The 21,527-nt window shown below is 64.6% G+C and carries 27 protein-coding genes; 12 read left to right on the top strand and 15 right to left on the bottom strand.

What is annotated here, in order from left to right:
• Positions 1-26: 26 nt before the first annotated feature.
• A complete protein-coding gene (locus tag C493_RS15415) occupies positions 27-1,994 on the top strand; it encodes a NosD domain-containing protein (RefSeq protein WP_007260396.1) in 1,968 nt (655 codons plus the stop codon).
• 154 nt (positions 1,995-2,148) lie between these two features.
• On the opposite strand, the gene C493_RS15410 is transcribed toward C493_RS15415, so the two are convergent.
• Together C493_RS15410 and thiD are read right to left on the bottom strand one after the other, a co-directional pair.
• Positions 2,149-3,129 (bottom strand): TIGR03560 family F420-dependent LLM class oxidoreductase, encoded by a 981-nt coding sequence (locus C493_RS15410; RefSeq protein WP_007260395.1) that lies wholly within the window; start codon positions 3,127-3,129, stop codon positions 2,149-2,151.
• Positions 3,126-4,508, bottom strand: coding sequence for a bifunctional hydroxymethylpyrimidine kinase/phosphomethylpyrimidine kinase (gene thiD, locus C493_RS15405; protein ID WP_049889403.1), 1,383 nt, complete (start codon positions 4,506-4,508; stop codon positions 3,126-3,128). The genes C493_RS15410 and thiD overlap by 4 nt, the downstream gene beginning before the upstream one ends.
• A 152-nt stretch (positions 4,509-4,660) precedes the next feature.
• On the opposite strand from thiD, the gene C493_RS15400 reads away from it, so the two are divergent.
• Positions 4,661-5,542 (top strand): MBL fold metallo-hydrolase, encoded by an 882-nt coding sequence (locus tag C493_RS15400; protein ID WP_007260393.1) that lies wholly within the window; start codon positions 4,661-4,663, stop codon positions 5,540-5,542.
• A 12-nt stretch (positions 5,543-5,554) separates the two neighbouring features.
• On the opposite strand, the gene C493_RS15395 is transcribed toward C493_RS15400, so the two are convergent.
• Complete coding sequence (locus tag C493_RS15395; protein ID WP_007260392.1) at positions 5,555-6,598, bottom strand: AIR synthase family protein; 1,044 nt, start codon at positions 6,596-6,598, stop codon at positions 5,555-5,557.
• A gap of 332 nt (positions 6,599-6,930) precedes the next feature.
• Here C493_RS15395 and C493_RS15390 point away from each other — a divergent pair, with 332 nt between their 5' ends.
• From C493_RS15390 to C493_RS15385, 3 genes are all read left to right on the top strand, one after another.
• Positions 6,931-8,034 carry a putative sulfate/molybdate transporter gene (locus C493_RS15390; protein WP_007260391.1) on the top strand — a complete coding sequence of 368 codons (1,104 nt, stop codon included), beginning with the start codon at positions 6,931-6,933 and terminating at the stop codon, positions 8,032-8,034.
• A gap of 169 nt (positions 8,035-8,203) precedes the next feature.
• Positions 8,204-8,335 (top strand): hypothetical protein, encoded by a 132-nt coding sequence (locus tag C493_RS24070; protein WP_275039837.1) that lies wholly within the window; start codon positions 8,204-8,206, stop codon positions 8,333-8,335.
• Complete coding sequence (locus C493_RS15385; RefSeq protein ID WP_007260390.1) at positions 8,328-8,801, top strand: DUF7384 family protein; 474 nt, start codon at positions 8,328-8,330, stop codon at positions 8,799-8,801. The genes C493_RS24070 and C493_RS15385 overlap by 8 nt, the downstream gene beginning before the upstream one ends.
• A gap of 16 nt (positions 8,802-8,817) precedes the next feature.
• Here C493_RS15385 and C493_RS15380 read toward each other — a convergent pair whose 3' ends face one another.
• Positions 8,818-9,372: an XTP/dITP diphosphatase gene (locus tag C493_RS15380; RefSeq protein WP_007260389.1), complete on the bottom strand. Its 555-nt coding sequence runs from the start codon at positions 9,370-9,372 to the stop codon at positions 8,818-8,820.
• A 227-nt stretch (positions 9,373-9,599) separates the two neighbouring features.
• Positions 9,600-9,884, bottom strand: coding sequence for a DUF5808 domain-containing protein (locus C493_RS15375; protein ID WP_007260388.1), 285 nt, complete (start codon positions 9,882-9,884; stop codon positions 9,600-9,602).
• Between the two features lie 169 nt (positions 9,885-10,053).
• On the opposite strand from C493_RS15375, the gene C493_RS15370 reads away from it, so the two are divergent.
• Positions 10,054-10,305 (top strand): YgaP family membrane protein, encoded by a 252-nt coding sequence (locus C493_RS15370; RefSeq protein ID WP_007260387.1) that lies wholly within the window; start codon positions 10,054-10,056, stop codon positions 10,303-10,305.
• 26 nt (positions 10,306-10,331) lie between these two features.
• On the opposite strand, the gene C493_RS15365 is transcribed toward C493_RS15370, so the two are convergent.
• From C493_RS15365 to C493_RS15345, 5 genes are all read right to left on the bottom strand, one after another.
• Positions 10,332-12,014, bottom strand: coding sequence for a bifunctional N(6)-L-threonylcarbamoyladenine synthase/serine/threonine protein kinase (locus C493_RS15365; RefSeq protein WP_007260386.1), 1,683 nt, complete (start codon positions 12,012-12,014; stop codon positions 10,332-10,334).
• 144 nt (positions 12,015-12,158) lie between these two features.
• On the bottom strand, positions 12,159-12,293 hold the full coding sequence (locus C493_RS15360; RefSeq protein WP_007260385.1) for a 30S ribosomal protein S27ae: 135 nt from the start codon (positions 12,291-12,293) through the stop codon (positions 12,159-12,161).
• A 1-nt stretch (position 12,294) separates the two neighbouring features.
• The gene (locus C493_RS15355) at positions 12,295-12,612 is read right to left on the bottom strand and encodes a 30S ribosomal protein S24e (RefSeq protein ID WP_007260384.1); all 318 of its coding nucleotides are present in this window, start codon (positions 12,610-12,612) and stop codon (positions 12,295-12,297) included.
• 136 nt (positions 12,613-12,748) lie between these two features.
• Positions 12,749-13,795, bottom strand: coding sequence for a WD40/YVTN/BNR-like repeat-containing protein (locus C493_RS15350; RefSeq protein ID WP_007260383.1), 1,047 nt, complete (start codon positions 13,793-13,795; stop codon positions 12,749-12,751).
• Positions 13,796-13,889: 94 nt separating this feature from the next.
• Positions 13,890-14,624: a helix-turn-helix domain-containing protein gene (locus C493_RS15345; RefSeq protein WP_007260382.1), complete on the bottom strand. Its 735-nt coding sequence runs from the start codon at positions 14,622-14,624 to the stop codon at positions 13,890-13,892.
• A 256-nt stretch (positions 14,625-14,880) separates the two neighbouring features.
• Between C493_RS15345 and C493_RS15340 the strand changes: the two genes are divergently transcribed.
• A complete protein-coding gene (locus tag C493_RS15340) occupies positions 14,881-15,195 on the top strand; it encodes a hypothetical protein (RefSeq protein WP_007260381.1) in 315 nt (104 codons plus the stop codon).
• A 405-nt stretch (positions 15,196-15,600) separates the two neighbouring features.
• Here C493_RS15340 and C493_RS15335 read toward each other — a convergent pair whose 3' ends face one another.
• Genes C493_RS15335 through C493_RS15325 form a run of 3 tightly spaced genes read right to left on the bottom strand, consistent with a single transcriptional unit; the run spans position 15,601 to position 17,121 of the window.
• Entirely contained in the window at positions 15,601-16,614 is a 1,014-nt protein-coding gene (locus tag C493_RS15335) for a tyrosine-type recombinase/integrase (protein ID WP_049889415.1), read from the bottom strand.
• A complete protein-coding gene (locus C493_RS15330; protein ID WP_007260379.1) occupies positions 16,607-16,816 on the bottom strand; it encodes a hypothetical protein in 210 nt (69 codons plus the stop codon). The genes C493_RS15335 and C493_RS15330 overlap by 8 nt, the downstream gene beginning before the upstream one ends.
• The gene (locus tag C493_RS15325) at positions 16,813-17,121 is read right to left on the bottom strand and encodes a hypothetical protein (protein ID WP_007260378.1); all 309 of its coding nucleotides are present in this window, start codon (positions 17,119-17,121) and stop codon (positions 16,813-16,815) included. Before C493_RS15325 ends, C493_RS15330 begins: the two co-directional genes overlap by 4 nt.
• Before the next feature lie 613 nt (positions 17,122-17,734).
• Between C493_RS15325 and C493_RS15320 the strand changes: the two genes are divergently transcribed.
• Positions 17,735-18,007 (top strand): hypothetical protein, encoded by a 273-nt coding sequence (locus tag C493_RS15320; RefSeq protein WP_083912428.1) that lies wholly within the window; start codon positions 17,735-17,737, stop codon positions 18,005-18,007.
• Between the two features lie 7 nt (positions 18,008-18,014).
• Here C493_RS15320 and C493_RS15315 read toward each other — a convergent pair whose 3' ends face one another.
• Complete coding sequence (locus tag C493_RS15315) at positions 18,015-18,848, bottom strand: hypothetical protein (RefSeq protein ID WP_007260376.1); 834 nt, start codon at positions 18,846-18,848, stop codon at positions 18,015-18,017.
• A 416-nt stretch (positions 18,849-19,264) separates the two neighbouring features.
• Between C493_RS15315 and C493_RS15310 the strand changes: the two genes are divergently transcribed.
• Positions 19,265-19,726, top strand: coding sequence for a type IV pilin (locus C493_RS15310; protein WP_007260375.1), 462 nt, complete (start codon positions 19,265-19,267; stop codon positions 19,724-19,726).
• A gap of 61 nt (positions 19,727-19,787) precedes the next feature.
• On the opposite strand, the gene C493_RS15305 is transcribed toward C493_RS15310, so the two are convergent.
• A complete protein-coding gene (locus tag C493_RS15305) occupies positions 19,788-19,973 on the bottom strand; it encodes a hypothetical protein (protein ID WP_007260374.1) in 186 nt (61 codons plus the stop codon).
• A 109-nt stretch (positions 19,974-20,082) separates the two neighbouring features.
• Between C493_RS15305 and C493_RS15300 the strand changes: the two genes are divergently transcribed.
• From C493_RS15300 to C493_RS15295, 3 genes are read left to right on the top strand one after another with little or no spacing between them, the layout of a single operon-like run.
• Positions 20,083-20,514, top strand: coding sequence for a hypothetical protein (locus C493_RS15300; protein ID WP_007260373.1), 432 nt, complete (start codon positions 20,083-20,085; stop codon positions 20,512-20,514).
• A 20-nt stretch (positions 20,515-20,534) separates the two neighbouring features.
• Entirely contained in the window at positions 20,535-20,699 is a 165-nt protein-coding gene (locus C493_RS23120) for a hypothetical protein (protein ID WP_161606909.1), read from the top strand.
• Positions 20,700-21,464, top strand: coding sequence for a twin-arginine translocation signal domain-containing protein (locus tag C493_RS15295; RefSeq protein ID WP_007260372.1), 765 nt, complete (start codon positions 20,700-20,702; stop codon positions 21,462-21,464).
• Positions 21,465-21,527 lie beyond the last annotated feature (63 nt).

The raw sequence follows: 21,527 nt of genomic DNA, 5'->3' as shown, positions 1-21,527 counted from the left end.
CCGGCCTAGATAGCACAACGCTACCGATGGCTTCCTTCCATCGCCTCCGTCCGCTTGCAGTTGGTCTCGTCGTCGCGATCGCCCTCGCTGGGGCCGTCGGGCTCTTCGCCGTCGACGCGGGGTCAGAAGCGTCGTCTACGGAACCGGTCCCGTTCCACGACACCGTCACTACAGGCGTCGCCCTCGAGAACGTGGGGACGGAAGACGACCTCGACGAAGTCGACGTGCCGAAAGCGCAGGTGTTCTACTCCCAATACGAGTACGTCGTCGGCTATCGAGGCATCGAACGCTTCGTCGACGCCCACGGCGCGTCGGGCCACGAAGAACGGTTCGGCTACCCGCTCGCGGTGTACGTCACGGATTACGGCGCGAGCGGCGGCGACGTACAACTCACCGAAGAGGGATACCCGACGCTCGAGGACGGGAACGCAGACTGGATCGAGGCCGAATCGGCGGTGTTCGTCGTCGACAGCGACGCCCGAACGCCTGCGGGCGAGACGGTCGTTCCCTTCGCCGACCGCGAGGATGCCGACGCGTTTGTCGACGACTACGGCGGCACCGTCGTCAGTTGGGAGGGGCTGCTCGAGCACGAATTTGCGATCGACGACGCGGCTGTGATCCGGGACCGCGTCGACCAGCGCCACGCCCGCGCCGACGAACTGACCGCAGCGGCAACGTCCCTTCGGGATCGTCCGGCCGACGTCGTCGTCGGCGAGGACGCCGCCACGCTCGAGGAGGCCGTCGAAACCGCGCCTGCCGAGTCGACGGTCGTCGTCCCCGAGGGCGTCCACGAGGTACCGGACGAAATCGAGGTGGACCGACCGATCACGATCGTCGGGCAGGGTGGCGGCGACGGCGCCGAAACGGACGCCGAGACCACCCTTCGCGGCGACGGCAACGGCTCCGTTCTCGTCCTCGCGTCCGACCGCGCGGCGATCTCGGACCTGCGGATCGACGGCGTCGGCGACGCGACGGAGGCAACGGACGACGAACGAGCCGACAGCGACGACGTTATCGAGGGAGCGTACGGTCAGGGCGACGTCGGCGTCGAACTCGACGAGGCTTCGAACGCGCTGGTCGAGAACGTGACGATCGAAACGCCGACAACCGGCGTCCTGCTTCGCGACGCGCCCGAGAGCGTCGTCCGAAACGTCACCGTCCACGGAAACGATCAGTGGGGCGACGGCGACATGGCCGTCACGACGATCCGCTCCCCGGGGGCCGTCGTCGAGGACTCGACGCTTGTCGACGGCCGCGACGGGATCTACCTCCACCGTTCGGACGGCGTCGTCTTGCGAAACAACGCACTCGAGAACAACCGAATCGGCGTCCACCTGATGTACTCCTCGGGCACGCTACTCGCGGATAATCGGATCGAAGACGCGACCTCGACGGGGATCGACGTAATGACCGACCCCGAACACAACGCCGTCGTTGGCAACGAGGTGCGAAACGTCTCGCGGGGGATTCTCATGGCCGGTTCGCGCTCGTACGTCGCCGACAACCTCGTCACCGACACGGACGTCGGTCTGACCACCGGTGCGGGCAACTCGATTTACGAGGGGAACGTCCTCGCGGGTAACGTCGTGGGTGTAGCGGCGAACAACCACCTCCCGACCAACGAGGTGACCGGGAACGACTTCGTCGGAAACGACAACCACGCGAACGCCCGAATCGGCACGCTCCGGGTCTGGAGCGAGGACGGCGAGGGGAACTTCTGGCACGGAGCGATCGGATCACCGGACGTTACCACCGACGAGGCGGTCCTCGACCGTTCACACGCTCCGACGGATCCAGTCGACCAGGAGCTACACCGCGTCGACGGCACGCCGACGCTCGCCCGTGCCCCGGCGACCGAAGCCCTCACAGCACTCGAGGGGACGGTCTCCGGCATGCGATCCGAGAGCATCGTCGACCCCGCGCCGCTGTGTGAGCCGGCGAACCCGGACCTGCTCGAGTACACCGAGTGGGAGCCGCCAGATCGAACCTGCTAATTCAGACCCGACAGCGCCGGTGTTCTCCGTTCTCCGCCGGGTTCGTATATGCGACATCTCCCGGAAACAGCCGACACCAATAACAAAACAGCCGACACCGAGACCGATCTCTGCTCACTATCCAGACGGAAGAACCTCGATCCGAGCCGCCCCGCTACGCGACCAGTTCGTCGGCGAGTAGTGCCAGACTCTCGTCGCCGTCGTCGACCGCGTTCGGAACCGAGAGCATGACCGTCTCGATGCCGACGTCGGCGTAGTCGTCGAGCCGGTCGCGGATTTCGTCGGGCGTCCCCGTCGGCGCCGACTCGAGGTAGCCCGCGAGGAAGAACTCCCGCGGCTCCGCGGGCTCGTCGGGGAGGAACTCCTCGCGGAATCGCTCGCGCTTTCGTTCCGCCCCGTCGGTCGTCTCGTCGACGAAGACGAACAGTTCGGCGGACTTCGTGATCGCTTCGTACCGCTCGTCGCTCTCGCAGTGTTCGCGCAGCACCGCGAGTTTGTCCGCAAAGCCCGCCGGCTCGAGCGTGCCGTAGTTCCAGCCGTCGGCGAGGTCGGCGGCGTAGCGCAGCGTGAACTGTTCGCCGCCGCCGCCGATCCAGATCGGCGGATGCGGATCCTGTACCGGCTCGGGTGCACAGAAGGCGTCCTCGAGGTCGACGTCGAGGTGTTCGCCCGCGTGCGTGTAGCGCTCGTTCGTCCACAGTCCCTGCAGGATTTCGACCGTCTCCGCGAGCCGGCGGAGGCGTTCGGCGGGCGGTTCTCGGAACTCGTAGCCGAAGCGGTCGTACTCCTCGGCGTACCAGCCCGCGCCGAGGCCGAGCTCGAGTCGGCCGTCGCTGAGCCGGTCTACCTGCGCAGCCATCTTCGCGAGCACGGCGGGGTGACGGTAGGACTGGCTCGTGACGAGCGTGCCGAGGCGAATTCGTTCGGTGGCCTCCGCGAGGGCGGCGAGCGTCGTCCAGGGCTCGTGAGCGCCGCGGCGCGGGTCGCCGATCCACGACTGGAAGTGGTCCTCGAGCCAGACGGCGTGGTAGCCCCGCGACTCGGCCTCGAGGGCGGTCTCGCGAACGGTCTCTACGTCGGTGCCGTACTGGGGGAGGATCAGCCCAACGTCGAGGGCCGACGCACTCGCCGTCATCGGTCCACCTCGCTGTCCAGCGCGAGCAGCCGCTCAGCCAGCGTCTCGGGATCGGTCGCGAGTACCGTCACCGTCGCCTCGCGGCCGACGTCGCCGCGGTCGAGGAGGGCCGCCGGCGGCACCTCGCGGTCGGCGAGCGACGATACCGTGGTTCGCGGTTCGGTCCCGTCGTCGGTGCTGGGCGTCTCGAGGCTCGACCCACTCGCGATATCGTCGACAGCGCCCGCGTCGACCTCGAGAACGTCCCGCTCGAGAGAGTCGAGTGCGGCCTCGACGTCGGCGTCGAACCGACAGTTCGCGGCGAAACGCAGCGTCGGGTGGGACTCGCGGGCCGCGAGGAGGATCGGTGCGACGCTGCTCGAGGTACCGAAGCGGACGCCGCGGTTAGGATTGATCCCGGAGAGCGTCCGCGTGATTCGGCCCTCGACGGCGGCCGCGTCGGCGACGGACTCGGCCGACGGGGTCGCACCGACGACGTTCATCCCCACCTCGGGGACGAGTGCGGAAACGTCGGCGTCGACGAGTCGGTCGACGACCGCCTGAACCGCCTCCGCGGTCGGCTCTCGGCTGGCGTCGTCCCGGAGGTCGACGAAGTGGTTGACCGCGCCGGGGCCTTCGCCGACGTCGTAGTGATACCGGATCGCGTGGGCGAGGAAGTCGATCGCTCCCTCGACGGCCGACTCGAGGTGCTCACCCGCCGCGAGGCGAGCCGTGATCGCCGCGGCCAGCGTACAGCCCGAGCCGTGGGTCGCGTCGGTATCGACGCGCGGATGTTCGAACGTGCGGACGGTCTCCGACGTGACGAGCGTGTCCCGAACCCGCTCGCCGGGGACGTGGCCGCCCTTGACGAGGACGGCGTCGACGCCCGTCTCGAGGATCGCTTCGCCGGCTTCGCGGGCGGTCGCCTCGTCCGTGACCGTCACGTCGGTCAACACTTCGACCTCGTCGGCGTTCGGCGTCGCCAGTGTCGCCGCGCCGAGCAGATCCTCGTAGGCCCGTTCGGCCTCGGGTTCGAGCAGTCGGTCGCCCGACGTGGCGACCATCACGGGATCGACGACCAGCGGGAAGTCGAACTCCCGCGCGTAGTCAGCGACCGTCTGTACGATTTCGGTCGTCGCGAGCATACCCGTCTTCGCCGCGCCGACGTCGAAGTCGCCGGTGACGGCGTCGATCTGTGCGCGAATCTCCTCGAGCGGAAGGACGTGGGAGGACTCGACGCCGCGAGTGTGCTGGGCGGTGACGGCGGTGATCGCCGACGTGCCGAAGACGCCGTGGGCGGCCATCGTCGCGAGGTCAGCCTGAATGCCGGCGCCGCCACCGGAGTCGCTGCCCGCGATCGTCAGTCCAACCGGGCGCACGTTGGGTGCTGGCGTTCTCATGCGAGAACGTATAGACCGGTTATACTAAGCGGTAATGGTCCGACAGTATACCAGTCAGTTACCGAATCAGTCTTCTGGTCTCCGAATCGCTGATTCCGGCGCCGAGTCAGTTTCGACGGGGATTCAAGACGTCACGGTCCGACTGTAGAGCCGTGACTGAGCGCGATCCTGACGTCGAACGCGTCCCCGGCACCGAATCGATCTATCGCGTCGACGGCCGTCTGTTCGGCGAACCCGGCCAACTCGCAGTGTACGTCCTCGATACGCCGAAGCCGGCGCTGGTCGACACCGGAACGGCCGACACGACGCCCGACGCCGTTCTCGCGGCACTCGAGAAACTCGACATCGAACGCGACGAGCTCGCCCATCTGATCCCGACGCACGTCCACCTCGATCACGCCGGCGGAACCGGCGAACTGGCGGCGGCCTGTCCGAACGCTACCGTCCACTGCCACGAGCGCGGTATCGATTTCCTTACCGATCCGGCGCTCCTCGAGAAGCTGAAAGCGAGCGTCGAGGACGCGATCGGGATGCCGGAACCGTACGGCGACCCGGAGGTCGTCCCCGCCGATCGTACCCGTTCGATCGCCGGCGGTGACGCGATCGACCTCGGCGACCGGACTCTCGAGGTCGTCGACGCGCCCGGCCACGCACCCCATCAGGCCTGTCTGTTCGATGAGACAACCGACGTGCTGTTTGCCGCCGACGCCGCCGGGATGCTGTTCGACGGTGAGATCCGTCCGACGACCCAGCCGCCGAGCTTCGACCTCGAAGACGCCGTCGAAACCGTCCGCGAGCTTCGCTCGCTCGAGCCAGCCGTAAACTGTTATCCGCACTTCGGGGTAGCGACCGATGCGCCAACCAGGCTCGAGACCTACGAAACCATGCTTCCCGAGTGGGTCGATGCCGTCGAACACGCCGCCGAGACGACCGACGACCCGGGGGCAATCGCCGACCAACTCCGCCCGGAGTGGAAGGGCATGGGCCTCGAAGGAGACGTGGCCGGCGTGTTGCAGTACCTCCGAAAATCGTAGCCACTCTCCCGATCAGGATCGCCGCTCTCTCGTCGCCGCCAGTTCGGCGTAGGCCGCCCACGAGGGGTCGACGTCCGGGTGCTCGAGTCGTTCGCCGTCGACGAGTACCTCGCCGTCGTCGCTAGTCCCGCCATCGAGAGCCTCGACGCGGCCGATGTCCGCGACGACGGTGTCGCGGTCCTCGAGCGCCGAGATCACGTCCGCAGATCCCGCCGGATCGACCGCGAGCAACAGCGAGCCGCTGCTGGTCATCGCCCAGGGATCGATCCCGAGGTGGTCACACACTTCCTGCACGCCGGGGCGCATCGGAACGGCGTCTCGGTCGATCGAGAACCGGACGCCGGCCCCGTCGGCCATCTCGTTCAGCCCGCCCGCCAGCCCGCCTTCGGTCACGTCGTGCATCGCCGTTACGGGCCCCGCCGCGGCCGCGGTCAGCGCGTCCCGGACGCAGTAGACTTCCTCGAGTCGATCCTGGGCGCTCGAGACGGTGTCGGCGGGCAACTCGAGGTGGTCGTCGAAGAGCGTGCTCAGGAGGCCGACCGATTCGACGGCCGGCCCCGTCGTGAGGAGCAGCCGATCTCCCGGTCGCGCGCCGTCCGGGCGAACGATGTCCGCGTGGTCGCCGACTGCCATCGCGGTCGCGGCGCCGACCCAGGGGTGGGAAGGGTCGGAATAGCGGGCCGTATGCCCCGTCACGACGGCCACGCCGAGGTCGGCACACTCCTCGTGGATCGTCTCCCAGACGGTCGCGAACTCGTCGTCGCTCATCGTCTCGGGCAGCGTAAAGCAAATCGAGAGATGCGACGGGGCGATACCGCTGACGGCCACGTCCGCCAACACGAGGTCGAGGGCGAATCTGGCGGCGCGCTCGAGGCCGAGCTGGGGCATGATCGAGACGGGGTCGGTCGCCGTCACCAGTGCCTGCCCGCCGATATCGAGCACGCCGAAATCGACGCCGTGGCGCGGGCCGACGGCGACGTCGTCGCGGTCGGCGCCGAGGTTCGGCGCGACGTGGCGCTCGAAGAACTGTCGATCGATCTTGCCGAGGTCGCTCACGGTCGCTACCTCCGAACGAAGGGGCTTAGCGGTAGTGATCCTGCTCGACCTCGGCAAGGCCGGTTCGATATACCGATTTGTGGTTTATGATGGAAGCAAGAGGGAGACAAGAGACGATCGAACATCGCCCTCGAGAGGCGGGAGACGACCAGCAGCGTAACGAGACGAAGCGAAACGGACGACGCTCGAGCGCCCGGCTGGAGATTCGTCTCGCAGCCCCCACGAACGCCACCGGGCGATTTCGTAACCGGACGACCCTACACGTGACGGAGAGAGGAACCAATACTGATTACCGGAAACAGTGAAGCATCTGAGCACGAAAGTGACCGTAGATGGCGTATTCACCGCCGTATGCGAGCGAACACGAGTTCGAGCTCTCGGCGTCGGAACTGACGGGTGCGCTAGGTGATTCGGTTACGGTAGTGCCGTTGCTCGTCGCGCTGGCGGCGACGACCAGCGTTTCCCTCCCTCACGTTCTGCTCGGATTCGGCGTCTTTCAGATCGTCTGGGGGCTCTACTACGGGATGCCGCTGTCGGTCGAGCCGATGAAGGCCCTAATCGGGCTGGCGATCGTCGGCTCGCTCTCCTATCCCGAACTCGCCGCGGCCGGCCTCCTCGCCGGCGGCGTCTTGCTCGCGGTCGGCGCGTTAGGGCTCGTCGGCCGACTCCAGCGGATCGTCGGCGAACCCGTGATCCGCGGCATCCAGTTCGCCGTCGCGTTGCTGTTGCTCGAGGCCGCGATCGGGCTCTCGGCCGGTAACGCGTCGGTCGCCGTCGCCGGACTTGCCGTCGTCGGGCTTCTCGCCGCCGTCGGCTACCGACAGGCCAGCGTGCTCGTCGTCCTTGCGCTCGGCGGACTGGCGGCCGTCGCGACGGCCGGCATTCCCGCGCCGCGCGTGCCCGAACTGGCGCTCTTTCCCGCGGGGACGCCGACGTTCTCTGGTGCCGCCCTCGAGGGGACCGTCGCCCAGCTAGGGATGACGGTCGGCAACGCGGCGATCGCGACCGCCTTGCTCTGTGGCGATCTCTACGATCGGGACGTCTCACCGGATACGCTTTCGACGAGTATGGGTGCGACCTGTCTCACGGCGGTGCCGATCGGCGGCGTCCCGATGTGTCACGGCAGCGGCGGGCTCGCGGGGAAGTACGCCTTCGGCGCTCGAACCGGGGGTGCAAACGTCATCCTCGGCGTCGGCTACCTCGCGCTCGCGCTCGTGGCCACCGGCGCGTTGCTGGCCGCGTTCCCCATGGCCCTCCTCGGCGTCTTGCTCGTCGTGGTCTCGATCGAACTGGCGCGGGCGGCGTTCGACCCCGTCTCCGACCGTCGATCGCTCGCGGTGGTCCTCGGCGTCGGCGCGGTCGGGCTCGCGGTCAACGTCGGAGTCGCGTTCGTACTCGGCACGATCGCCTTCTGGATGCTCTCCCGGCGCGCGTAAGCCGATCGAAGGGGTCACGGCGTCCGTTCGCAGTGCTGGTCGCTTCCGGGCGAACGGAGCAGCCCGTTTTCGAGAGTGTATTTAACTATTGAATTTCACTTTGCTATATCAAACTTCGACCCGAGCGAGAGACGGACCGCTTTTGCGTCCGGTCGCCGAAGAACAACCGATGACATCGAGTTGGGGTGTACTTTTCGAACGAGCGAGCGAGCACGACGTCGCACTCGAGGACGTCCGAGAAACGACCGCCACACTCGAGGCGGACGAACCGGCTGAAACCGGCGCGGAGAACGATGCCTGAGCGTCCGAATCCCGCACGCGTCGTCGCTGATCCGCCGGTCCTCGCCGCCGACCTTCTCGTCGGCGAGGACGCACGCGAGGCGCTCGACCACGTTCGACGCCACTCCTGGGTCGAACTCGTTGCGAGCGACCCGCTGCTCGAGCGGACCGAGCGCCTGGTCGCGACGCTCGCCGACGCCGAACTCGCGGCCGCCCACCGCGAGCGATTGGAGGCGGAACGCGTCGCGGTCGACCATCCCGAGGGCGACCACCCGGCGCTGGCCTCGGCCTATCGCGGACGGGCGGCACACCTGTTGTCCTACGACGAGGGACTCGGTTCCGCGGAAGCGGGGCTCTCCCTGCAGTCGCGGGTCTCCGTGAGCGTTCGTCCGCCGGACGCGTTCGCCCGACTGTTCGACCCCGAGAGCCTGTACGAAGCCGTCGAGGGCGGTGCGTATCCGGGACCGGATCGGGATCCGCGGGCGTAGCCCGACCCCACCGCAGTCAGTCGTCGGTCCGCTCGCCGTACCACTCCGCGAACTCGGCGAGCGCGCGACCGCGGTGGGAGATCGCGTTTTTCGCCTCGGTGTCCATCTCGGCCAGCGTCTCGCCGTTGTACTCGAAGATGGGATCGTAACCGAACCCGCCCTCGCCGCGAGGAGCCACGAGGGTGCCGGCGACCGACCCCTCGAACGTCTCGGTGCCGGTCTCGTCGGCGTAGGCGAGGACGGTGCGGAAGCGGGCACGCTTGTTCTTCTCCTCGCTTGTGAGCCGCCAGACGCGTTCGACGCCGACGGTGTCCTCGACGTACGCTGAGTACGGCCCCGGGAACCCCTCGAGAGAATCGATGAACAGCCCGGTGTCGTCGACGATCACCGGCTCGTCGCTGCTCAGCGCCTCGAACGTCTCGCGGGCGCCGTGAGTGGCGATCTCCTCGAGCGAGTCGCTTTGAACCTCAGTGTAGTCGTAGTTGATCTGCTCGATGGGTTCGATATCGGCGAGGTACTCCCGGGCCTCGCGGACCTTCCCCTCGTTGCTCGTGACGAATCGAATAGCCATACGCTACTCGAGGCGGTGGGTTCCGGGCGAATATAGCCGTCGGTTCACCGCCCGCGACACCGCGGACACGTGTCGCCACACGTCGGTCTGGTAGCGGTGCAATCCGTCGTTCCATTACGAAATAGCGAGTTCGATCCAGTTCGCCGATGGATTGCACGCTCGAGCGAGGCGCTATCGGCGTTGAAACGGGCGGCGCGGAAAACGGATTCTGTCCGTACGGCCGGGACTTACTTCTCGTCGTCGTCGACGATAACCTCGACCGGTTCGTCCTCCTCGGCTTGCTCCTGGCTCGAGGAGCTCTGTTCCTGGTGCCAGAGGAGCGCGCCGGCGACGAGGACGACGATCCACGAGCGCCAGTTGGCGAGGTTCAGGGTGTAGCCGACGCCGAAGGGCTTCTCGACGAGCATCCCTTCGCCGGGCTGCCAGTACGACGAGAGCATTCGTCCGAAGCTCGGTCGTTCGAAGTTGTACGGGACTCCCAGAATCTCACCGGATGTCGGTTTGTCTGCCATGAGCGGACGTACGTCCTCCCCTGATATGAGTATTGGGCCATCGTCGCCACAGCAGGGAGGCGATATCGGCAGTGCCTACCGGTACTGGGGCAGTGGTGTGTCGAGACGATTCGACGCCACCTGTTCGGAATCACACAGCTTTTTGCCGTCGCCGTCCGTCAGCGACCGTATGCAACGAAACGTTGGCGGAATCGATCGTATCGTCCGTGGCGTACTTGGGATCTGGTTGCTCGTGGTCGCTGCAGCAGCGATCCAGCAACGAGCGTACCAGCGAGCGGTGATCGCTGCGATCGCAGGAGCCGGCCTTCTCCAGAACGTCGCGACCGGCTTCTGCGGTGGTAACTTCCTGTTCGGTCTCGATACGACGGCAACCGAACCCGACGCGCCGTCGGAGACGGACGACGTCTCGACGAGTGACTGAGAACTAACAGCCGACACGCCGGTCGTCTACTCGACGTACCGTCCCCGGCCCTCGACGTCGCGCAGGCGCTCGAGGACGCGTTTCTCGCCGACCTCGCGGTAGCCTTCGCGCAGCGCTTCGCGCAGCGGTTCGGGGTCGGCGGCGGTGCCGACGAGGCTCTGATCGAAGACGTGAACGTCCATCGCGTAGTCCTCGACGTGGTCGGTGTGATAGCCGAGGCCGAAGTCGATGAGGTACGTCCGCGTCGGTCCCACGCGGACGTTTCGCGTCGTCGGATCGCCGTGAACGAACCCCGCCAGGTGAAGTCGCGCGAGATGACGGCCGACGTCGCGGACGCGCTCGACGGTCAGCGCGTCTCGGAGGTCTCGATCGCCGACGTACTCGAAGACCAGCTGCGCCTCCCGTCGGTCGACGTCGACGAGCACCGGCGTCGGCACGCCCTCGCGGCGCGCGAGACTCGTGAGACGGGCCTCGAGCGTCGTCCGCTCGCGTCGAAGTCGCTCGTCGAGCGACGGATGCCGGTACTGCTTCGACGCGCGGCGTTTCCTGACGCGGCCGGCCTCGGGCTCGAGGTCGACGAGCGCTTCGGCGCCCTGGACCGTCCCCTCCTCGCGACCGAGCTCGAGGTCGGGTTCGTCCGTCCGCCACGTTACGTCGACCTGATCCGGCCGGTAGTTCGGGTCGACGCGAGAGTCTTCGACGGCGATCGTGTCGCCGGCGTCGTACATCTTCGCACCCAGGACGGCGATCATGCCGGCGTTATCGCGCAGGAATCGTGGCTCGGGGGCGTGGAAGTCGGCACCGCGCTGCGTACACATCGTCTCGAGCATCTCGCGCAGGCGGGCGTTCTGGCCGACGCCGCCGCCCAGCACGAGTTCGTCGCTGCCGGTTAGCGAGAGCGCGCGCTCGGCGACCTCGGTGAGCATTCCGAAGATGTTCTCCTGCAGGGAAAAGCAAACGTCCTCGAGCGACACCGAACCGTCGGATTCGCCGTGCTCGTCCGCCGGGTCTCCACTGTCGCTCGCTTGGCTCGCGGAGACGCCGTCGTAGCGCTGCTTGGCGGCGCTCATAATCCCCGAAAACGAGAAGTCCATCCCCTTGACGACGTATGGAAGGTCGACGTACGCGCCGTCTTTCGCGGCTGCCTCGACTTTCGGCCCGCCGGGGTGTGACCAGCCGACGTGGCGGGTGAACTTGTCGATGGCGTTGCCGACGCCGGTGTCCATGGTCTCGCCGAGCACGCGGTAGCGTCCGTTGCGGTAGGCGAGCAGATGGGCGTTGGCCCCGCTGGCGTTGAGACACACGGGGGAGTCGAAGTCGGCGGTGTGGCGCCCGATCTCGAGGTGGGCGACCATGTGGTTGACGCCGACCAGCGGGACCGAAAGCGACTGGCTCAACGCGCGTGCAGCCGTCCCGACGATGCGCAGACAGGGCCCGAGACCGGGCCCCTGCGAGAAGGCTACCGCATCCACCGGCGGCTCGTCGGCCGGCCCAGCGTACGTCTCGCGGGCGTGCTCGAGGGCGGTCTTGACGACGGTCGGAATTGCCTCGTGCATGTGTTCGGCGGCTTCGCGGGGGTGAATGCCGCCGCTGTCGGGTTCGTAGGCGTCGCTCTCGATGAAGACGTCGTCGGTACCGGAATCGTACACCGCCGCGCTCGCCGCCCAGGCGGTGCCTTCGATTCCGAGGATTCGGGTGGTAGAACTCACGTGTCGTCGGTAGTTCAGTCGTACGCTCGAACGCCTCGAGCGAGCGGATAGTCGCCCGTGAACCGGCTCACGGACGACCGGTTGGTCGCTCGCGTCGCGGTCTCGGGGGTGCGTTCGAGCGCCCGCGCTACGCTTGGGGTGTCGTTACTCCCACTCGGTGTAGCCGCACTTGCCGCAGTGGGTGCGGTCGCCGTGGTCGGCGAGGAAGGAGTCGCCACAGCGGGGACACTGTTCGCGCTCCGTGGTGCCGTCGTCGTTGTAGAGTTCGTGTCGTGCCATCTTATGCCTCCTCCGCTTCGGCTTCCGCGTCGGCCTCGTCGGCGCCGATCTTGTTGCGCTCGAGCATGTGGTCCTGCTCGACCTCGCGGGCGTAGTCCGCGGTCTCGTAGACCTTGGCCTCGCCGACGGTCTTGCGCATGCCGAACTTGGTGTCGAGTTTGCGGATGACGACCTCGTCGGCGTCCTTGTTCAGTTTGGCCGCGAGACTGTCCCGAACCTGCAGCCGTTCGGGCGTCGCGTCCTCGTGGGACAGTTCGAAGGTCACGTCCGTGCGATGCAACATGGGATTCTCCGTTTCGGAAACGATGTCGACGTCCATGATATCACTCAGTTACAGTACTATCCCCGTGTAGCGCCTAAAAGGATTTCGAAGCGGGCACCGCTGAACGGTGCTTCGGGTCGATGCATCCGTCGCCGTAGCGGAGATCAGGTAACAACCGTCTGCCAGGTCCCACTCATTTGGCGAGCACAACTACGCCGCGTGGCGCCTGCGTCTCGAGTCCCGACTCCCAATAGACGTCGAGTTCCGTCCACGAGTCACCGAAATCCTCGCTCGCGTACAGGCCGCGGTTGGTCACGGCGTAGACGACCCCGTCCTCGCCGGTCGTATCGAAGACGGCACGGACGACGCCCTCGCCGGTCGGCAGCCCCCGATTCTCGAGTCGGTCCCACGGTTCGTCGCCCGCGCGACGGTAGACGTACGACTCCGCTCGCTCGGCCGTGTGGGCCGTCGAGGCGCCGCTCGCACTCGAGACGATGACCGAGTCGGGATCGCCGGGGTCGACGGCGAGCCCCCAGCAGTAGGTGTGCTCGAGGCCGTTCTGCGGATGAGACCAGCTCTCGCCGCCGTCGTCGCTCACCGCGTAGCCGTCGCCCGCAGCGGTGTAGACGCGCCCCTCTCGGTCCGGGTGGACCGCCAGCGTGTGATTGTCCCGTCGCGATCCCTCCGGGCGCCCCGTCCAGCTCTCGCCGCCGTCGGTGCTCAGCACGAACGCGCCGGCTTCGACGCCGACGTAGAGGCGCTCGCGGTCGAACGGGTCGACCTCGAGCCAGCGGACGTGGTGGGTGTGGGGCCGCGGCGGGAACGACCACTCGTCGGCGGAGGGCAGGTCGGTCAGCCCCGAAAGCTTTGTCCAGGAGTCGCCGCCGTCGGTCGAGCGGTAGACGCGGCTCGGTTCGGTGCCGGCGTAGACCACGTCCGGATCGTGCGGGCTGATCGCGAGCGCCGTCACGGCGTCGCTGACGAAGTCGGTCTCGAGACGTTCGAACTCGCAGTCGGTCGGCTCCGATTCAGCGTGACGCGTCCGAAACAGCCCGTCCTCGAAGGTGCCGACGAAGACGCGCTCGGGACGGTCGGGCGACGCGGCGACACACTCGAGGTCGTGGCCCTCGAGGCGGGTCGCCGTCCGGCCGGACGTATCCGCGTCGGTGCCGTCCGCCGCATCGTCGTCGTTCGTGTACACGAGGAGGCGGTCTCGAAGCGCCGCGTAGACGGTTGTCATACGACCGACAACGACGGCCAGCACCTAACGATTCGGGGGCGACGCTCACCGCGTGTGAGTAACCGCGGGCACCGATGCCGTCGTCGGCTTCGGCTCAGCGACTCGAGTGAGGTTTCGGCTCCGTCCCCGACGTCAAATCGTCGCCCGTCGCTCTCGTGTCGTCGGTCGGTCCCCCGGTAGCGACCGTTGACATCAATCGCGATTCGATACGGCGGAGGTGTTGGCCGACCGTTCCGGCCGAGCACTCGAGACGGTCGGCGATGTCCTGATAGGTCACCTCGCGTGGCTCCTGATAGTATCCTTCCTCGATCGCGACGGACAGTACCTCCCGCTGGCGGTCAGTCAGATCGAGTAATCGCTCGCCGTCGGCCGGATTGTACCGGCCCAGGCGTTCGATCTCCACGTCGACGATCCGTCGCGTCTCGGCGATCAGCGACTGTAACTCGGACTCGCTGCCGATCTGTGAGATACGAAGCTGGTTGTTGTCCGGTCCGGTGTACTCCATGGGATAATCCGGCAACACCGCGTGGCGCTGGTGGATTTCGAGGACGTCCTGCGTGAGATCGGTGGCCTCGTACTGCATCTGCAGGACCGTACTCCCGTTGACGTCCGACAGGGAGTACTCGAGGATGTTCGCATCGGGGTGCTCGAGTGCGCGCGTGATCGCGTCGCGGTCGCCCCGGATCTCGCGTCGCGTCACGATCGTTCCGTCGGTCAGATAGTCGAGATCCTGAATCGTCTGGAGCGTTACGCCGTGGTCGCGAAGGAGTTGTTCCCCCGGATCGAAGTACCCCCGTTCAGGCGTGAGAACGTATGTCACATACCGCATGAGATATTGCTACACAGTTACTATAAATAATAATTACGGTTATTTATACATCTAGTAACGCAGCTAACAGAACTTTATGAACGGTGTAACAATGGTAGAGAGCGAGCCATCTGTGATTTACGCAACTAAAGTGAGACGAGGGGAAACGGACGACTCGGTAGGAACCAGTTCTGTTTGACTGTGCCCATCGCGAGTACACTATTCGAGCCGTGACTACCACCAGCGTTAATAGTACTCCACTTCCAACCGATCGACAATGGCTAATCGGCCGCCCACCCCCTCCATTCAGTCCAGCCCGGTACAGACGACCGACGAGCGGGTTCTGGCGACGACGTCACAGCTCGCTCGCCGCGTCGAGACGCTTCTCGACTGCCGACTCGACGAACGCGTCTTCGAAGAACTCCTCCTCGAGCTCGATCGCGGCGACTACGTCGAGTGGGTGACCGTCACCCGCAACGGCGAGTACGTCTGGGACCTGACCGACTCGCCCGACCGTATCGCCGAGACCGTCGCCGACGTCGTCGTCGACCGGCTCGTCGACTGGCTCGACGGCGATCGGTCCGCTAACTGACAACCGTGAGGCAATCCGAAAGGTACGAAAACTGGGAGCCGTCGTGCTCGAGCAGTCCCACTCGAGGTCCTCGTGTCCCGGCGAGAGGGTTGTGACGCTCACGGACGGACTCTCGGCACGAGCTCGTGACTCGCCGGGGGGTCACGCGAGCGAAGCGAGTGTGACTACGGCGGGTCCACTACCTGGAGTGAGTGAGAGAGCAAAGAGAAGTGGACTCATCGGGATTTGAACCGAAGGAAGACGATCGCTCGCTTCGCTCACGCTGCGATTTCCAGGGCTTCAAATTCCGACTTCGACGATAATTCGTGCCGCTCGCGAGTTTGTTCGCGGCGAAGAATTATGGACTCGTCGGGATGGTCGAATCCCGTTTCGTCGTGTAGTTTTGCAAATCATGGGTCGTGATTTTTACTCCGGAACGTCCTGGCGTCGGACCGTCATCTTCTCTCGTTCAGTTCTCGCGTCGTAGTGCTCGTACAGCACCTCGAGCGAGACGTCCATCCGTTCGCTAACCGTCTCAGGGGCGGTTTCCTCGTTCAGGTGGTTCGTGATCGCTCCGCGACGGACCGCGTGCGGCGATCGCGCAGACGGGCATCGCGACGGACTCGAGTTTCCGCCCCGTGCTTCGCAGTCGGACGGCGTCCGATCGTGCGGGCACTCCGCGTACGTACACGGGTGCAACGCGCGAATGATCCACTTGTAGATCGAGTGGCCGGTCGGTCGCGTTCCCTGTCGCGTCGTGAACAGCGGTCGGCGACCGTGCTCGTCGACAACGGTCTTCCGGTCGGGATTGGTGACGTAATCGTCGAGGACCTGGAACCACCGCGGACCGAGGTAGACCCACCGACTCCCGCTGTCACCGTTCTTCAGCGGAGTTTCGGTGTCAGGTCGGTGCTCGACGCGAATCGCCTGTTCATCTTCGTCGAGATCCCCGACGTCGAGTGCGCGCACTGCACCGCGGCGCATCCCGGTTCGCCAGATCAACGCGAGAAGCGCGTGATCGCGGCTGGCGTAGTGGTGGCGGTCGAAGTACCGAAGCGCCTGCTTCGCGCGGTCGGCCTCGAGGAACACCTCGCGGGATTCGGCGCCGTCCGGCAGCTCGGGCGCGTGAAGTTTCTCCGCGAGCCCATCCTCGACGGCCTCGATATCGGCCCACCAACGCAGGGCCATCCGAACGCTACTCAGCTGCTTTTGCAACGTGATCGGGGCAACGTCGCCTCGACGCCAGCTGACGAACAACGATAGCTCGCGTCCGGTCAGATCGTTCAGGTTGTCGATCTCCGCTTCCTCACACCACTCGAGGAACACCGAGAGTCGGTGCCGTGCGTTCTGCATCGAAGACTCGCGGACGCTCGGCTTCCGGTGCTCGAGAAACATATCGACGCCCTCGGACGGCGTGAGCGGTTGCAGATCCTCACTCACCGTCACCACGCTCCTCCGGGACCGACGGGACGTGCGGCGGAACAGGCCGTTCCTCCTGGACCTGCTCGAGCATCCGTTCCTCGCGCCGAATGCGACAGCGGTTGCAGATCGAGGGGCGAGCCTGCGCGTCGTGGGACATATCCGGCTTGTACCGGAGGTTTGCCGACTCGCTGCAGTCTTCGCAGGTGCCGAACAGGCTCATTGTCCATCACGCTCCTGCCAGTGTTCCGCGCGACGAAGCGCGCTCATCGGCCCATCCTCGCAGTCGTCGCGTTCGAAGAGCCGATCGGCGATCGCCGTCTGGAGCGCGGTGCCCGATCGCGACCGCGGCTCGGTTTCGGAAACGTGGTGGTCGTCGACGTGTTCGGCCAGCTGGTCGATCGTGTCGATCGTCTCGACGAGCGCCGCGTTCTGGTAGCGCAGTTCCGTCGCGATCGCCTCGAGGGCGGCGGCCTGTCGTTCCATCGCGTCGGCCTGGCGCTCGAAAGCGTGGAACTCGTCGGTCATCGATCCACCTCGAGCGGGCGCGTATCGGTGTCGTTACAGTATCCGGTACGTTTACCGTGGCTGCGTTCGATTGCGTGCATGGTCTCACAGTAGTGGGACCGCGGACGAACCGCGCGCGCCACTGTGTAGGAGCGGGGGCGCGTGCGGTTGCTGTCCGTCGGCTGGTTATCACGATTCGACCCATCCCTCTTAGTTCTCTGAGGGGAATTTCCGATTTTCCGATAAGCAGCAAACGGGTCGTTGATCGTCTCTCGAGAGCGATACTGTCGGAAACGGTGATTTCCGAAGCCCTTTCCGGTGAGCGTGGGCCGTGGGCCGACGCCCGGCAGATGCAGTCGATCGGGGGACTTTTCCCCCGCGCGGTCGCGCGAGTACATGTTTCCGTAGCTTTGGTACGGAAACCAGGCGGGCCGGTGCCCCTAACACCGGGTCCGCGTTTCTGACGAGGACCCGACCGGGTACCGGCGGGTCCGTCTGGCTTCCGTTGCGCTCACCCACTCACGGGGGCCACTTCAAACTAGTGCATCAAACAATGCACTATGAGGGGCCAAACAATACACAAATACCATCGTACCGATCCTTCTAACACGATGTTCTGTGTCATGACGAGCGAATGCGACGGCCACGGGTGGACTGGATGACGCGAGCCGACGACGCGATTCTCGAGTTTCTTCTGAACGAAGGGAATCAGCCACTCGTCGCGAACCCGGCCACAGTCGAGGCGAATATCGACTACAAAATATCGCACGTGAGGCGGCGACTCCGCGCGTTACTACAGGGTGGGCTCGTTGAGTACTACGACGAGGACCGCGGTCTCTACCAGATCACCGACCGAGGTCGTGCGTACCTCCAGGGCGAACTCGACGCGGACGACCTGGAACAGTAGATCGTTCTCACTCGAACGACGTCTTCGGGTTCCGATATCGTGGCTGAAGTCCGAGCGAGCGAGCAGCGTCCGCCGAGATCGTGATCCCGTGCTCGGTGGACGTGACTGGTTCTTTCGCGATGTCTTCGATAAAGGATGCTAGCTCGTCTCGATATCGCTGCGGGCGTTCCTCCCGAATTTGGATCGTATCCTTCCCTGCGTGATGGATTCCCCGATTCGCGAGGTACGCCAACACGAACATCTCGCGAACCTCGAACGGCGCCTCGTCGAGATACCACGGGAGCGAGAGACGCTCGAGTTCCGCCTTCGGACCGACCGGCGCACCGAGCGCGACGAGCGTTCGTCCGAGAACAGTTCCGTCGGCCGTCGGCCGAACCTCGGTCGCCCTCGAGTCATCGTCTTCGTGGGCGAACTCGTAGTCGATCCCGGTAGCGTCGATCGTCTCGAGAACGTGAGAGCGGTGCTCGCGATGGTTCAGTGCGAACGATGGGGCGAATGACCGCGTCGAGATCGAGCCACCGGAGAAGACGTTCGCAACGAGTGCGTTCAGCGCCTGGAACGTGTCGTCGCGCGGGGTCGCTTCGAGCCAGCCGTACTCGCGGGCGACTTCGATGCCGTGCACGGCGTCCGGTTTGCTGTCGTACCCGACCCAACTTCGCACGCGACCACGGGGAATCTCGAGCGCGCTCGAGATCGCGTGCGATCCCTTGTTCGGATGCGTGTTGGCGTAGCGAAGAACAGCCTGGAAGTCGAGCACGGCGGCCCACGAGTCACTGTACGCACCGCCGTCGTAGGTGCGCGCGAGATCGCGAGCCTCGAGGACCGGTGCGTCCCACTCCATACAGAATGTCAACCAACTCTACTAAAAAGTCTATCGTGATTGGGCCGAAAACACAAAATCGCAAGACGGCGGCGTCTCAAGGCGGCGCTGTAACCTCACAGCACGCCCTTGATTATCACGTTTGAAAGCCTTTCTAACATCACAAACTACCAGTATCTCATACTATCGGATAATTATATATACCAGTACTCCACTGGTTGCAATCAGCACCGGACGACGTTGAGAAGATGACGCCGAGGAACAGTCCAATCCCCCTCGAGCGCCACGGGCGACTACCATGGTCCCCGGAATAAGTCTTCTCACCGTTCANGCCGAGGAACAGTCCAATCCCCCTCGAGCGCCACGGGCGACTACCATGGTCCCCGGAATAAGTCTTCTCACCGTTCACGGGTGCGTTCACGGAACGAACCACAACCATGGATCTAACCAAATACAGAAACAAGCTGGTTGGCAGCGAGGACGAACGAGCAGTATCGCCCGTCATCGGGATCATCCTGATGGTCGCAATCACCGTCATTCTGGCGGCAGTGATCGCGGCATTCGTGCTGGACATGGGTCCAGATGACCCTGATCCACAGGCTGCAATGGGCGAGGATCAGAGCGGCGACTACCTCGAGGTAGAAATGCAGGGTACTACTGATGCGGATGGTGTCTTTGTTTGGAATGGATCTACTATCGTTGGAGAGGATGACGACGAAGGCATCCTAACTACGACTGGTGAAACGTACGAATTCAACCATTCAGATGCTTATAATAACTCTATTGAGGTAGTTGCCTACAGTGGAAGCGAGCCGAACGAAGGCGAGGGCGACGACGAGTTAGACGAACTCGGACTCGATAACTACGCTATCGTGGAAGAATACGATTACGACGACTAACAGTCTGTAGAAGTTTTATTTTATAGCCTTTCGCACCCTGTGTTTCAACTGTTGTTTCTGGTCAGATAGCTATCTCATCAACAAGCTCAAGAGTCCACTCTCCTTCTCCAACGTGCCGTATATGAATGTGATAGCTACCGTCGAGTTCGCCGTTCTCATCAATTAGCCCTTCAACCCGCATATCGTCCTTGGGGAGCGTAATACCGATTGAGTCGCTGTCCAGTTGCCGAAGTTTGTTCAGCGCCATACTCGGCGGGCAACCCCACTTCTCATAAAACTTGGTGAACCTATATTCTCCCAAGGTTTTGCGGTGGTTTCCCTGAGGATTTTGTCACATCGGGGAAACCGGGCGTCGTATGGCACTCAGCCTACCGCAGCAGTACGTTCCTGACTCAATTCGTCAGGAAGACGGTATCGACCTGACAGACAGCATTCTCGCGCCGTTGTTCGTGCTCGCGTCGTTCTCGATCGGCGCGGTCGGCACCCTCGAGTTCTCGGAGCCGTTGAACTTCGCGCTGACGGATCCGATCTACTCGGCGCACGGAACCGAGTTCACCTGGGCGTTCATGCTCTCGATCGGAATTCTGACCGTCGCGTGGCTCACGAACGAGTCAACGCCGGAAGACTGGACGGATGTGGAAACGGTTGTCGTGTTACTGGCGGTCATCCTGAACGTGCTCGGTGCGCTCGTTCCGGCCGTGACGGTGACGCTCGAAAGCATGTGGTACGTCGGCTGGTTCACGGTGTTCCTGAACGGGGCGGCGTTCTACGTTATCGCGTACAAGTAAGCGGTTCAGAGCTTCAGACAATGGATTTCAACGTTTTCAGTTCGGACGGTGGCAACGACTTTCAGTTACTCCGACGGCTCCCGCTGCGCGACGCAACGCACGAGCTTTTCGAAGCGGTCGGAATCATGACGACGGCCTTCGCGCTCGCTCTCTCGCTGCTCGTGGTTCTCGGAGGTGCGTTCTAAATGTCGGCAGACAGCCCACAGCCCACGGCCCACGAGGTCGAGCCCGGCTGCTCGCTCGATCGGCGCGGGTTCCTCCAGGCGTCGGCGGCGACCGGCGCGGCGATCGCGACGGCGGGGGCGGGCACGATCGGCGCGACCGACAGGGCGGCCGCCCTCTCTGCGCGGCAGCTATCCCCGGCCGCGATGCTGTACGATACCGTTGATTCGCTCTTCTCGAGCGGCTACAGCGAGGAGGACGTAGACGAGATAACCAGGTCCAATCTGCACTGGTCTATCTACCAGTCGCTCGAGTCGGTCGAGTCGCTACAGCACGGGTTTCTCAGTGAGACCAATGACTGGGTAGAGCCATCGTCTCCGTCTAACGGATCACTCGCACGGACGGTTTGGGGAGAGATCCGCGCAGAGGCGTTCCGGCAGATCGACAACGGAGCACCAGTGAATGACGTTCGATCTGCCTCGATAGATGTGGCGCTTGACTATCTCGCAGGTCGGGAGAAGAATTACATTCGGCAAGGGAATGAATATATTTTCGACCTGTTGCGCCACTTCTCGAATTTTATTGATATGGACGAGATATCAGATGACTGGAGTTCGATCGACCCCGAAGGCGACCCGTCGGATGGTCCGAATCATGTCGATGGGGAGACAGCCGGATCGGGATTCAGTTCCACGGATTTCTCCGAGACCGCGGACGGCCTCGAGGCCGAGGACGTGTTTGCGATCGAGGGCGACTTCGAACAACGCTCTTGTGTAGCACTTTGTTGATATCACAGCGTCGCTTTGACAGCGTGTTTGAGCGCTTCTCTTCCTGGTTTCCGCAGTAACTTT

The sequence above is a fragment of the Natronolimnohabitans innermongolicus JCM 12255 genome, assembly GCF_000337215.1.
GTDB lineage: Archaea > Halobacteriota > Halobacteria > Halobacteriales > Natrialbaceae > Natronolimnohabitans > Natronolimnohabitans innermongolicus.
This window is presented reverse-complemented; position numbering and strand designations above follow the sequence as displayed.